9 protein-coding genes are annotated in these 14711 nt (G+C 40.7%); 1 reads left to right on the top strand and 8 read right to left on the bottom strand.

Annotated elements, in window-relative coordinates:
- Window positions 1–4: 4 nt before the first annotated feature.
- The 6 genes from IIC38_09020 to IIC38_09045 form a co-directional block, all read right to left on the bottom strand.
- Window positions 5–934 (bottom strand): PleD family two-component system response regulator, encoded by a 930-nt coding sequence (locus IIC38_09020; protein ID MCH8126088.1) that lies wholly within the window; start codon window positions 932–934, stop codon window positions 5–7.
- A gap of 29 nt (window positions 935–963) precedes the next feature.
- A complete protein-coding gene (gene gcvPB / locus IIC38_09025) occupies window positions 964–2418 on the bottom strand; it encodes an aminomethyl-transferring glycine dehydrogenase subunit GcvPB (protein MCH8126089.1) in 1455 nt (484 codons plus the stop codon).
- 246 nt (window positions 2419–2664) lie between these two features.
- Window positions 2665–5727, bottom strand: coding sequence for a vitamin B12-dependent ribonucleotide reductase (locus IIC38_09030; GenBank protein MCH8126090.1), 3063 nt, complete (start codon window positions 5725–5727; stop codon window positions 2665–2667).
- Window positions 5728–6029: 302 nt separating this feature from the next.
- Window positions 6030–7913, bottom strand: coding sequence for a hypothetical protein (locus IIC38_09035; GenBank protein MCH8126091.1), 1884 nt, complete (start codon window positions 7911–7913; stop codon window positions 6030–6032).
- Entirely contained in the window at window positions 7910–8482 is a 573-nt protein-coding gene (locus IIC38_09040; protein ID MCH8126092.1) for a hypothetical protein, read from the bottom strand. Before IIC38_09040 ends, IIC38_09035 begins: the two co-directional genes overlap by 4 nt.
- A 375-nt stretch (window positions 8483–8857) precedes the next feature.
- Entirely contained in the window at window positions 8858–9601 is a 744-nt protein-coding gene (locus IIC38_09045) for a hypothetical protein (protein MCH8126093.1), read from the bottom strand.
- Between the two features lie 68 nt (window positions 9602–9669).
- On the opposite strand from IIC38_09045, the gene IIC38_09050 reads away from it, so the two are divergent.
- Window positions 9670–9855 (top strand): hypothetical protein, encoded by a 186-nt coding sequence (locus tag IIC38_09050; GenBank protein ID MCH8126094.1) that lies wholly within the window; start codon window positions 9670–9672, stop codon window positions 9853–9855.
- Window positions 9856–10114: 259 nt separating this feature from the next.
- Here the strand turns inward: IIC38_09050 and IIC38_09055 are convergent, their stop codons facing one another.
- A complete protein-coding gene (locus IIC38_09055; GenBank protein MCH8126095.1) occupies window positions 10115–10309 on the bottom strand; it encodes a response regulator in 195 nt (64 codons plus the stop codon).
- A gap of 510 nt (window positions 10310–10819) precedes the next feature.
- Complete coding sequence (locus tag IIC38_09060; protein ID MCH8126096.1) at window positions 10820–13759, bottom strand: FG-GAP repeat protein; 2940 nt, start codon at window positions 13757–13759, stop codon at window positions 10820–10822.
- Window positions 13760–14711 lie beyond the last annotated feature (952 nt).

Raw genomic sequence — 14711 nt, forward strand, 5'->3', positions numbered from 1 at the left:
CGCTTTAGATATAAACCAGTGCATTTCGGCCCCTCTGCTTGGCTTTATAAAGCCTCCTGTCCGCTACATCAATTAGATCTGATCCATTTTCCGTATCATTAGGAAGGGTTGATACTCCGATACTCAAAGTTAGACATTTGTTAGGTTGATTCTCTTCTTTGGGGAATTTGGTAGTTTCTACCAGGTAACGAATTTTCTCAGCCACAACAATCGCAGCTTTGCTGTTAGCTTCCGGTAATATAACAGTAAATTCTTCTCCACCATATCGAGCAGCCATATCTATTTTTCGTAAATTTTTTTGAATCAGCTCAGCTATTTTTCGTAGTACTTCATCACCGGCAGGGTGGCCTTGGTGGTCGTTGTAATATTTAAAGTAATCAATATCCATCATTAGAAGAGAGAGACAGTGTTGATGTCTTGTGGCCCGATCGATTTCGAGAATTAATTGTTCTTTAAAGTGCCTATGATTTGCCAAACCGGTTAAACCATCTGTTGCGGCTAATTTCTCCATCTGGTATTTTGCATCTTCCAGTTCATCGTGCAAAAACTTAATCCGCAACAATGATTTTACACGTGCCATTAGCTCCAATTTGTTAAATGGTTTGGAAATAAAATCATCTGCCCCGGCTTCAATACCGCTAATTTTGTCTTCTACTTCCTGCAAAGCTGTAACCATAACAACCGGGATAAACTGAGTTGATGGATTCGATTTAAGTTTCTTGCATACCTCAAATCCATTCATTTTGGGCATCATGATATCCAGAAGAATTAAATCGGGGCTTTCGGTATTGATCTTTTCAATTGCTGCCTGCCCGTCCATCGCAACGATGACTTCATATCCTGCTGAAAGAAGATACGTTTTTTGTAATTCAACATTTAATGGGACATCGTCAACAATCATAATCTTTGGCGTCCGATTATAATCTGTTTCCATATAAAATTTTTAAACCCTTTCTTTTTCCCTCATTCAGATTCTGGTTTCCACCGAACCCTCAATTGTCTTGCAGCCCTGGCTTCATCCAATCTACTTACCGGCGTTGTAATGGGGGCCTGCTTTACTTTTTCAGGATCGCTTTCTGCCTCTTTTGCAATGCTGATAAGAGCTTCCGCGAATGCATCAAGCGTTTCTATAGATTCGGTATCTGTTGGTTCAATCATTAGTGCTTCTTGAACAATCAGGGGAAAATATATTGTTGGCGCGTGAAAACCATAATCCAACAGCCTTTTGGCAATGTCAATTGCCTTCACTCCTAGTTTTTTCTGCTTCTTGGCTGAAAGTACGATTTCATGCATTGGAGTTGTTGGATAGGCCAATTCGTAATGGTTTTCCAATTTCTTCAATAGGTAGTTGGCGTTTAATAGGGCATTCCTGCTTATTCTTGCCAATCCTTTTGCACCATGCATACGAATATAAGTGTATGCGCGGACAAGGATACCAAAACTCCCATAAAAAGTTGTTATTTTTCCAATCGATTTCGGATAATCAAAATCAAAGCTGAAGCCACTTTCTGATTTGAGAATTCTTGGAATTGGCAAATATGGCTCAAGATGTGCTGCAACTGCTACAGGTCCGCTTCCCGGACCACCTCCGCCATGGGGAGTAGAAAAGGTCTTATGTAAATTGATATGAAGAACGTCAAAGCCAATGTCACCCGGACGAACGATACCCAAAAGTGCATTCAAATTAGCCCCATCCATGTAAAGTAAAGCACCGACATCATTCAACAAGGATTTAACCTCTGCGATTTGACTTTCAAACAAACCCAGGGTATTGGGGTTTGTAATCATCAATGCGACTACATCTTCATCTAAATTTTTCTTTAAATCATCTAAATCGATTAATCCTTTTTCATTTGATTTAATCTTGATTGAATCACAGCCAGCAATTGTTACACTTGCCGGATTTGTACCATGTGCTGCGTCCGGCAACAGAACCTTTTTTCGTGGATTCCCTTTTTCCGAATGATATGCCTGAATGAGCATTAGCCCGGTAAATTCACCTTGTGCGCCGGCAACAGTTTGTAACGTAATAGCTTTCATTCCTACGATTTCACAAAGATGATTACTCAAATTATACATTAGCTCTAATGCGCCTTGAACATCTTCTTCTTCCTGAAACGGGTGAATTCCGGCAAAGCCATCCAACCTGGCAACTTTTTCGTTAACTTTGGGATTATACTTCATGGTGCAAGAACCAAGTGGATAAAAACCTTTGTCGACATGATAATTCAACCTGGATAATGCAATAAAATGCCGTACAACCTCGTTTTCCGAAACTTCCGGCAAATTCAATTCATCCTTGCGTAAGTACTGTTCCGGAATTAATTCTGAAAGTTCTTTTCGGGGAATACCCAAAGGAGGCAGAGTATAACCTTTGCGCCCTGGCGAACTCCGTTCAAAAATAAGTTTCTCTGTCATAGAATTTCCTTATCAATTTGTAAAGTAAATTATGGGCGATGAACCCGTAAAATTACAATAATTTTCTATGAAAGTCAAGGGCATTTTGGTTGTAAAAAAGGGTACTAAAACTGTTGTAATTCTTATAATCTCAATTACTTATAATAATATTTAGTGGTTTTAGTAAGAATGAGCTAAAAAAGAAATGCCCACCAGGAAATTTTCAGATTAAAACCTGATGGGCATCGATTTTCTAATAATGCTATTCTACGAACAACCTAACGAGGTGCCACAATTAAGACATTTGTAGCAGTTTGCATTCCTTACGGTAATATGGCCGCAAATATCACAATTCGGAGCATCTCCCATCAACACAGCCACTGAAGCCGCCATACCATTATCATAATTACCGTTACTTGGCTCACCATTATCTGAAGACTGCGAGTTTAACTCTATTGAATTAACCCGCCTTTTGTTGAATTCAGATTTATTTTTCTCGTCTTGTTTATCTGGCTGAACATGAAGAAAATCTGTCCGTCCGCCATATTCCATGCCAAGAATACGAAAAACATAATCCAACACAGAAGTACAATTTTTTACGTTCGGATGATCTACTATACCCGCAGGTTCAAATCTCGTGTAAACAAATTTTTCAACAAATTTTTCAAGGGGCACTCCATATTGCAAACCCATTGAAACTGCTACGGCAAAACAATTTAACAAACTGCGATAAGAAGCACCCGCCTTAAACATATCTACAAAAATTTCACCCAACTCACCATCTTCATATTCACCTGTCCGCAGATAGACTTTATTTCCGCCGATGTCTGTTCCGATAGTAACGCCAATCCTGCGTTGAGGCAGTCTGCGTTTCTCTCCTCGCTTCAATTCAACTTGTGCGGGTTTCGAATTTTTACCATCCTCGTCTGATGTATTGGACAACGGCTGTGACATTTTACATCCATCGCGGTAAAGTGCTACGGCCTTGAGTCCTAAACGCCATCCTTCAACATACAAACGTTCAATTTCTTCAACTGATGTTTCAGCAGGAACATTAATAGTTTTTGAGATTGCCCCGGATATAAAGGGTTGCACTGATGCCATCATTCTGATATGCCCCATTGGTTCGATGAATCTATTCCCAATTCCGCATCGATTGGCACAATCGAATATTGCATAATGCTCCGGTTTAAGATGAGGTGCTCCCTCGACCGTTTGCGCCCCCCCGACATAAACCTGGATCGCCTGAATTTCATCTTCGTTTAGACCACTTTTCCTTAATTCCAACGGATTAATGTTTGGTGTATTTGCATCAATCGACCGATACTTTTTGACATATTCTTCCGCTTCACGGATTTGATCGTCCCGATAACCCATTTTAGTAAGCTCAGTCATTGATATATGCGGCGCCCCTTGCAATGTTCCGTTTCCTAAAGCATACTTAACAATGTCTTCGATGGCCTCGGAAATATAACCCAAAGCTTTCAGCGCTTTTGGAATGGATTGGTTAATAATTTTGAAATAACCACCACCTGCCAGTTTCTTCCATTTTATCAAAGTGAAGTCAGGCTCCACACCAGTAGTATCGCAATCCATTAACAGGCCAATTGTTCCGGTAGGTGCTAAAACAGATATCTGGGAATTCCGATAACCATGTTTTTCTCCCATTCGAATTGCTTCATGCCAATCTTCATATGCAGCTTGAATTAGGTTGTTTTCTGTTACTAAACTTTTATCAATTTCTTTAACTGCGGATTCATGAAGATGCATAACCTCAAGCATGGAATCTCTATTTTTCTCATAACCAGAAAATGGACCAATTACTGCAGCGATCTCAGCAGAAACACGATATGCATGGCCACTCATAATCGCTGTTAATAGTGCAGAATAAGAGCGCGCTTCCGGTGAGTCGTACGGCAAACTTTTTACCATTAATAGTGTACCAAGGTTTGCATATCCCAAACCTAAGGGTCTGAAATTATGACTATTTTCAGCAATTTTCTCATCCGGGTATGACGCCAGGTCAACCAGAATTTCTTGTGCAATAACAAAAATTCTAATTGCATGTTGATAGGCTTCAAGATCAAACGAACCATCATCCTGTATAAATTTAATTAAATTCAAGGAGGCTAAATTACAGGCGGTATCGTCAAGGAACATATATTCCGAGCACGGATTTGAGCTATTGATTCGACCTGAGTTCTTACAGGTGTGCCATTTGTTGATGGTAGAATCATACTGAATACCCGGATCGGCACAATGCCAGGCAGAATTAGAGATAAGCTCCATCAAATCTTTCGCCTTATACGTTTCACAAGTTTCACCACTTGTCCTAAATTTTGTATGCCAATCGCCATGGTTGAAATATGCTTCCATAAACTCATCCGAAACACGGACGGAATTGTTTGAGTTCTGCCCGGAAACGGTCTTATATGCTTCTCCGTTAAAATCCGAAGTATAACCAGCCTCAACCAGAACTTTTACTTTTTTCTCTTCCCGCATTTTCCAGGTGATAAAATCTACAATTTCCGGATGGTCCATATCCAGACAAACCATTTTTGCCGCCCTGCGAGTCGTTCCTCCCGACTTTGTAGCTCCTGCTCCTTTGTCCAACACCTCTAAAAAGGACATCAATCCCGAAGAGCTGCCGCCACCGGAAAGATTTTCTTGTTTGCCGCGAATACTTGAAAAATTAGTCCCCGTCCCGGATCCATATTTAAATAACCGCGCTTCAGTTTTCGCCAATTCGAAAATTGACATCAAATTATCTTCAACAGATTGAATAAAACAAGCAGATGCTTGCGGGCGGATATAACTATCCTCGAGCATTACTGCCTTTCCTTTTTCGAAATTCCAGGCATAATTCCCAGGGCTTCCCTGGATCCCATATTTATAGGATAATCCGACATTAAACCACACAGGAGAATTAAAGGCTCCAAACTGGTGAATCAACAAATAAGACAATTCATCTCGGAAATTTTTCGTAGAAACAACTGATGAAAAATATCCTCTTTCGCTGCCATAATCACTGATTGTATCTGCCACACGAGAAATGACTTGTTTTGCAGAGCTTTCATGTCCGTTGCCGGGCACTCCAGCTTTCCGAAAATATTTTGAAACCACAATATCCGTAGCCAATTGAGACCATTCTACCGGAATCTCCACATCTCCCATTTCGAATATAACAGTTCCATCAGGTTCAGCAATTTCTGACTTACGGATTTCATACATGATTTCATCGAGAGGATCTTTACCGGAGTGTGTAAATTTCCTATCGATTAAAAGGCCTGCCTTCTTTGAAACGTCCTGTTCCGTTATTGTTTTGGCCATGTTACTCCTCCAAACAGAATGAAACCATAACTACGTATGGCATTGATATTTAATTTATTATAAAAATTTTGGTTAAAGTTTTGAAGGTTGATTAATACTATATATTGATTATTTAGATTAAGAGGCTCAAAATATAGTGGGTCATTTTCAAAAAGTCAAGTAAAAAATTCTACATTTTTGATGGAAAATTTATAGTTGTGTTTAAAACATTAAACTTATAAAACAGAATAAAATATTAGAGGACAGAAATGTTCGATATTTCAAATTTTTTCAACCGTTTTGCAAATAGGAATCTAAGCTATTTAATTCCAAAAAGTCCAAATTACACCATACTGAAAATTCCTGCCGGGTTGATCCTGTAAGATGCGGTATGTATAGATTTGATCGGAAAGATTCTGCCATTGGAAAAAGATCCGCGCATCGCCTATGTGAAACATGAATTTAGCGTGAATTAGCAGAACATCGTCTATTAAAAATTTATTTAGCCCAAAATCTTGTGGGTAACCATAACTATACCTACTACCTAAAAACTCACCTGTTAAAAAAAGGTGTGCATCTAAGTTCCCATTAAATAAAATTTTGTTCATATGAAATTGCAACCAGAATTGATGATTTGGAATTTCATTTAATTCAGGCGAAGTAAGGTTAGAGTAATGTGAGAATTGGTATCTACCAGAGAACTTCATCGCTTTACCCAGACTTGTCTGAGCTTTTATAAACAAACCTAAAGAATTAAAATTTGGCGAAATCATCATTTTCGTTGTTGAATCTGCAATGGCTGGAAACACAAGGTTTCGTGTATGCTGGTAGTAAAGATCTGCAAAAATCTGGGTTCGTTTTTTATAGTTCCAAGAAAACTGCAAACGGACACCCCTGTTGCCAACCGATTCATTCGGCTTAACTTGAACGGTGAATGCTTTATCAATGGTTGAAAAAAGAAGTGGCCATGGTTGATTTTCAAATGGCAGCAGCTTGCCATTACGCCAGCCTAAAGGTGGAACGGTTGAATTGTCAAATACAACCAGTTTAGCAGAAGTAAATGCACTAAATTCTTTCTCGAAAGCTAAATTAAATTTGCGTGATTGCCAGGATTTATCATGATAAGTATAATCAAAATCCACCAAAGCAAAAATGTCTTTTCGGATTTTACGATAGCTTGATATGCTGATGCCAACCGGAAATTCATGAAAACTATCGAATCCGAGTGATGATGCTCCCGTACCCATGAAATTGAAGCTAATTTTTGAAATTGACTTTTCAGATTGATGTGAAAACAAACCAGTCACTTTCCCCCACCTGGTTATGTCCTCGGTGTTTATTCCTATGGAACTTCCCGTATAGTTCCTTCTATCACTGTGATATTCTGTCGTAACACTTTTAACCCATTTCCCTGAATCAGGAAAATCGATCTTTAAAAAATGATCGGTTCGTCGGACTTTTCTACGAAGGCTACTGAATTGAATGACTGAATTTTCGTAAATATTGCCGGGATAATTAGCTTTATATCGGTTTGTCAAAATACGATAAGTTAGTTTGTATTTTTTCCAAAGTTGGAAATGCAGCTGGGCTCGAAACTTTTCGTTGTCTACTGCACTGTTTGCAAGACGTCCATCGAATCCAAAGAACGTACCTCCCACATGAAAAGAGCCATGTTTTCCAATTCCTCGCTGAAATAGTACATCCACTTCACTTTCATTGTTTTTTCCCTGGCGGTAATATACTTGAGAAAACGGTTCAGTTGAAAGAACTTCCAAAGGTAGAATGTTTATGCTTGAATTTCGCAATTCTAACTTTGTCATCGTAATTAAAGGTAAAAAATTTAGATCGAGCAAACCATAAACAGGATCGTTCATGCTCATTCCCAGCCACCGAATCTCACTCATCCACACTGGTCGACCTAATATTTGTACTTGATGGGGATGCCCTACTTGGGATGACCTTGAAATCCAAACATGCGGGAATTGCTGTATCCAAGTGCTCAAATCGTGATCCTGGAAAGTTAGAAATTCATCCAACTCAATCGAAAAATCCGATTGCAATGTATCTGGCGAGATGACTTCAGCAGATTCGAGAGAATCCAGGGGTAAATCTTTTACCTGAAAAGCAAGAAGAGGAGAATGAAAATTAGCAATAGAAGCAATGACTATCGGTAAAATAAAAGCACAAATTCTTCCTTTTACTATCATCCCCGCTTCCTTTGAGCAAGAAGTAACCAATTCTCCAACCTTGGAATAGCGATAGGAAGAAGTACCGCAAAAATGACGGCATTAGATCCGATATGAAGAAGATAAAAGTATAATCCAAAAACCAGGCTGGCAACAAATTTCTTCATCGATAATCCTGCAAATATTAGAAAACTAGCCGTGGTGAGCAAATCAAATATCAATGTTAAAAGTAATCCTAAAATTCCAAATAACAACGAAGATTTCCAGATCGATATATTGGATTGATCCATTTTGAAAAATCTGTAAAACCTGCGTAAATTTTCTGCAGTTAAACTCCCTATGAAAGCAGCCAAAGACATACCTAATATCTGTGCAATCAATAATGGCAAGGCAGCAGCTCCCATTGGATTTAAAAATGAATAAAGACCCTCTCCCAATGCCGCAGCGGCGACACCATCTCTGGCGCCTAATAAGTATCCGGCCAAAAAACAGGTAAAGGTCACTAACTCAAAATTTGGTACCGCAAGAAAAAGCAATCCCAGTGCGACAATGGTTGCGGAAAACAACGGGATAAATATTAAGCGTCTCATGATTCAGAGTATAAGTAATTAACCTGAATAATTCATAAAAAAAGCTGTTTTCTTTTACAAGCTATTGTTTTATATTTAGTTATAACATTAACAAAATACCAACCAAGTTCGAGAAAACAGCTATGAAAGAATTATACTAAACAATTGATGCTTATAAAATGATTTTGTGATTTATTCCTTGGGTCATTAACTCAATTGCAACCAAATGACATTTATAATCGGGATTTGCCAATTCATTTATGTTTATTCTAAAACGCACATTATTTTGGAATCATTCAACAAGTTTAATACTATCATCATAATTTCAAAAAATGAATTACCCATCCCGATATTTGTGCCATATGGCACAATAAACTTAATTCCTTGCAACAGAAACTAACTGCATAACACCCCTTCCTTGGAATTTGCTTTAGATTTAAGAATAGTGTATAACCTTTTTACTACTTCAGGCAAAGCCAAAAAATCCTCTTTAGATGAAGGGTCATGGTTTAAATCTCTTTCATAAAACCCTTTAATTCTGGTTTCCATTTCGATAAAGGAAAGAGGAGAACCCAAGGCTTGTAAACAAGCATGCAGTTCCCTCTCCGTATCATCTTTTAGACGGTCGTAATCAACCACCACTAATGGGATACGCCTTATCGATTGAAGCAGCCGGGCATTATATTCACACCAAAGACCCAAGCCGTGGTCTATACTAAATTTATTTCTGGTCTTTAAAGATTCGGCAACCCCTAAAGGGTTTCGTAGACAGAGAACAATGGCCTCAAGAGAAGGACAGTATTTTTCCCATAGTTCTGCAGTAAGGCAGATTCTTGGATCTTTAACAATATGACCTTGAAATTTATGAGAAAAATCGTTGAAAAGAGCCTCAAACAAGGTACCGTTTTTTAGAATATCTGCTTGCGAAGGAGGATTTAACCATGATCCTCCGGAATAATGAAGCAGCATGTCATTAATTAATACAGCTTTGTAATTCTCAAAATGCCCCCTTTTGTTATCTAGTTGCGGTTCATTCCCGTTCAAAAGCTCTTGGGCTTGGCCGTAAGAGTACCCACATTGGCCGAGGAGCCCGACAATACAGCTTGTACCGCTTCTATGCATGCCTGTAATTGCAATCATTACAACACTCCTCTAATTTAATTAGCAGCCTCTTTTGTATCTTGATTATCGAAATAAAGAGATTAATCATGATCAAACATTTATCCGGCGTAAGCTTTGACAAGAACTATGAATTTTACGGAAAACACTTTCTTCAAAAATACAACCACAATTATAAAAAATTATCTATTCATCCAAATAAAGTAGGGGCATGGTTGCACGATTTTCAAACTATTCACTTTGAAATAAAAACAACACCTTATAAGCAAGGCTAAATCGGTTCTAAGAGGTATTTGACTGAATTTTTGTTTCGAATTCAATAGCTCGAGAATCGTTTTCCAACGGCTGCCCTTTGCTAAGTATTTTTTCTGCTAGCTTAATTAGCTTTATAAGGTCACTCTTTAAATAGGATTTGGTTAGATAATAATCAACTCCAGCCTCCCGTGCTGTTTGTTTATCTTCTTGGTTTGATTTAACAGTTAACATAATGACACAAGTACGGGTATTTTCGTTAGTTTCTTTTCCTCTGAGTTTTCAGAGAACATCAATGCCACTCATACCCGGTATCATCCAGTCGAGGATAACCAGTTTAGGGGCACTTTCATGTTGAAGATTCTGCCATGCTTCATTGCCGTTTTGAGCAAGGATGACATCATATCCGGCAGCCTGTAAGACGAACATAATAGTCGTAGCACTTTGTTTATTATCTTCTGCAATTAAAATTTTCATTACATCTTTTTTTCTGAGTTTGTTGATTTAATAATAATAAAAAACTGTTAACCTGCACTATTCATGAATTTTTGCCACAAAGACTCTAAGTCACTAAGAATATTAAAGTTATAAAGAATATTATTATGAACCAATTTTCGGTCAATATAAAAAATCAATCTTTCTTAACCTTTATTTTTTAAAGCTTTGTGTCTTTGAGTCTTGGTGGCTATGAATTATCCAGGTTAATAAATAAATCGGTAGGATAATATAATGGCTTTAATTTATTTGATAATTATACCGGACGGGATTTTCTTTCCCCTTCGTCGAGCTCAGGACGCAGCCTCTCAAGAGGGGAATTATAATACATACTAGCAATAAAAGATCGGCGGTAGAAGTCACCATTATAATATTTTAGCAGATCGAGAGCGACAAATTATTAGAATCACTTGAAGTATATTTTATCTTTGTTACTTTGTGCCTCTGTGCCTTTGTGCTTTTTCCTAGCCTCTAGCCTCTATCCTCTAGCCTCTACCTCAACAACATCAACTTCTTCACTTCCATAAAAGCGCCGGCCTGAATACGATACAAATACAAACCACTCGGCAAGCTTTTACCGGCATCATCCCGGGCATCCCAGACGATCTCGTGGAAGCCAGCCTGTTTCTCATCACTAACCAACCTGCGCACAAGCTGGCCTTGTACATTGTAGATCATCAAGTTCACATCTGAAACCTGGGGCAACTGATAGCGAATCGTGGTTTCCGGGTTGAATGGATTCGGGTAATTCTGCTGTAGTGCAAATTCGGTTGGTATGTTGGTCCCTTCCTCAGGAGTTGGCTCCTCCACATCCGTTATGCCGGTTATTAACTCAAGAGTCTGATCCTTAATATTCACATAAAACCTTAATGGCTCAGGTTTAGCGCTGGTGGTTTTCGCAACCGGGGACAGACCGCCGGGTCCGGGCTTTACGATGCCAGACACATTGGCTTCGAAAAAGAAATCAATTGAATCCGGATCGTTGAATATCCACAATTTAAACGTTGACATTTCACCCGGATCCAACCGATGGTCTCCCCCAAGTGAATTGCTGTAATCAAAAAAAGCGCCGATTCCGGTGCCACCGCCATCAGCGTTAGCCACCGTTACACTAGTTGGCATAGTTGAAGGAACCGTAAAGATCGTGTCAAATTCAACAGTAATCGGGGCACAAAGCGTGTCCGTAGAATTGTTAGTCACCTTCAATTCAAACGAGAATTGCTTCAGATTAAAGTTCCAAAATACCAACTGTTGTCCTGGAAAAATCTCATCATTGATAATCACCCCTACATTTACATCAACGGATGCGCTATTATTGCTCGGATCGTTATCCTGGTCGGCAGCAACTGTCGCCGTGTTTTTGATGATCGATCCGTTCACCGTGGCATCTACTTCAACTTTGAAGGTAATGGTGTCTTGTTGTGCAGGAGCCATAGCGCCGATATTTACCGTTACCGTGTTACCCGCCGTAAAGCCAAAATCGGCATTGTCATCAGCGGCAGCATCCGTTCTTACTGTGTCATTATGGGTGATACTTTCAGGCACATAGGTAAGGCCGGCCGGTATTAAATCCGAAACCACAACACCTACGCCCGCTGCAAGGCCGACATTCTTGACTATGATCGTGTAGGTAATCGTATCTCCTTCGACTACGACCGTATCCGAGGCTGTCTTTGAGAATAGCTGTGGATCTGCACCCTTAACAATCACCGTATCCGGTCCGCAGGTGTTGTTGGTCTCATCACTTTCCGTAACATCGTTGTTGGGATCCACTTCGCAGATACCGCCGGTCCTCGGGTTGATCAATGTATCCGGGGATGCACTCGGCGTCACATCGTAGGTCACTTTGAACTCGCCTGTGGTCGCGCCTATCGTCACATCCCCGCCGTCGGCGGTACAGGTGAGATTTTGTGAACCATCTATGCTACAGCTAATGCTTACACTGTTTGTTATGTTGGTGAAGTTCCCTTCCGTGACGTTAGCGTAGGTCACATTACCGTTGGGCAGGTTATCCGTCACGATCGTATCACCATCGGCGAAGGTAGCATCCGCCGAGCCGTTATTCGTAACCGTATTGCTCCACTGGAAGGTGGAATCAACGGTCACCATTGCCATGGTGTCGTTGGACTTGCTGATTTCCAGGTCGGCAACTCTTAACTGTGCCATGCCACTGACGGAGCTAAAACTAATCGACCCGATCGGCGTGCCTAAGCCTGTGCCCTTGTCAATCGCCAGTAAAGTGCTGGTTCCAGGTGTACCGCCAGCACCGCCGCCGCTCTTGGCGCCAAAGAGATTGCCAGCAGGATCGAAATGAATGTCCGGAATTGAAGTACCACCAGCCACCGTGCCAACGAAAGTAGCAGTGACAAGGCTGGTATCGATCGTAAACAGGTCACCTGCCGCGGACCCCCCAGCTGAGGCACCCCCACCTGACGCGTATAACGTGCCGTCGGTCGGATCAAACGCCAGGCCTTGTAAACCGCTTACCCCAAGGCCTCCTAAAGAAGTTCCCGCACCGGTGCCCGTGTCGATGGTGAGCAAATCACCTGTAAAGGTGGTGCCAAATAAGACGTCATTCGCATCAAAGGCGATGCCTTCAAGATTATCAAATCCAATGGCACCAACCGTGTCCGATTCCCCGGTCGCGGCATCTATGCGCAGAAGGAAACTTGGAGCAACTGTTCCGGGTCCGTGTGTTGACCCAAACATTTCGCCAGCCGAATTAATCGCCAGGCCCGGTACTCTGTCAACACTGATCGCGGTGAAAAAATCTAGAATATCGCCGACCAGGGAGCCAACGCCGGTTGCGGGATTAATGGTCAGGAGTCTCCCGCCATCTTGGCGGCCGGTAGAGGCGTAACAGACACCTTCTTGCGCAGAGGCTGGGGTAAACAACGGAAACTCAAAGACATAGGCCCGACCGGCATTATTTGGGCTGCTGCCGGGGTCTTCAGAGGAAGCGCCGACGATGACATCGGCTTTGCCATCCATATTCACATCCCCGGCGCCCGATACCGAAATACCAAAGAAGCCACCAAATTCTTCAAAGGGGGATTTGAGCGAAAACAGGGTGTCGCCGGTGGCGCCGCTAAAGACATAGGCCCGGCCGGCACCAGAAGGGCTGCTGCCGGGGTCTTCATTCCGAGCGCCGACGATGACATCGGCTTTGCCATCCATATTGACATCCCCGGCGCCCGAGACCGAAAAACCAAAGAAGCCACCAGCTTCTTCAAAGGGGGATTTGGTAGAGAACAGGGTGTCGGGTTTTTGGGCTGAAGCAGGAAGAGCGACAATGCAAATTATGGCGATGAGAAGGAATGTGTTTTTGGCCGGAAAAGGCGAGCAAAGCATTTGCCTGAATACCCGCGAATGACGAATTCGATTGAACCCCGGCGAACTTAACGATTGATAACTTTTGGGATTTGATAGCATGAAAGCTCCTTTCTTTTTAATGAACTACTTTGCCGAGTAAATTCTTGTAATTGCAATCGTGGATACCGCAAGTGGCAACGTGCTGCTTATTTCTTGATTTAATGTTTTTTTGCTTTTCATTTAAACCATGCGGCTCATATGGTCCGTGCTGGTCATTCAATTTTTTTGATAACGTGGCTACACCTAAATCAGAATTAGTGAAATATACATAAATATATGCTTAAAAATAATAATAGTGTTGCCTGGTGAGACACTTCACTCCGTGATATGAATCTGCACCTATTGAACATAACATCCATCCTATCTTATTAATTATAAACGATATAGTATTTAACGATACTAAAGAAATTGACTAATTCCGTTTCTAGGTTATTAGGTATTTTTTGCCGCTTTTATTAATTCAAATACTTAAAATATTTTTTTTGATTTTGCATTCGGGTCATTGCCAAATCCGGTACATATGATTTGATTTGAGTTCCTGAACACCTGAGGCTGCAGGCAGGTCAGGCTCCGCCAGGAACAAGCTTGCGAGATTATTATTTTGAATTCGCTTCATGTTACGCCAAGAATGCATAAATTCGCTTTACCTCCCACACATCCTTATTGTGCATGGCTAATATCGACAGAAAACTGAAAACAAATAGCTTGAAAAAGTCAAACAAAGAAATTGTCATAGTTTTCAAGAAACTGTCACATGTTAAGACAACAATGGATTTATGCTGAACTTTTACAGTATATCTCATACTAAAACCTACGCCAAACAACCACTTCCGTGCTTGATTCAGATTCCGAGATTAAAACAGGTTGGATATGTGCTTGAAGAAGCGCCAGTGTAACGTGTTGAGACACTTATTCACTTTTTCCTAACCTCACTCCTTTTATAGCGTTTTAATCCTATCTCTTTATTTTATAGAGTGTTACAGATCAATACCCATAAGAACCTGGCGAATTC

It is taken from the genome of candidate division KSB1 bacterium, from assembly GCA_022566355.1.
GTDB lineage: Bacteria > Zhuqueibacterota > JdFR-76 > JdFR-76 > DREG01 > JADFJB01.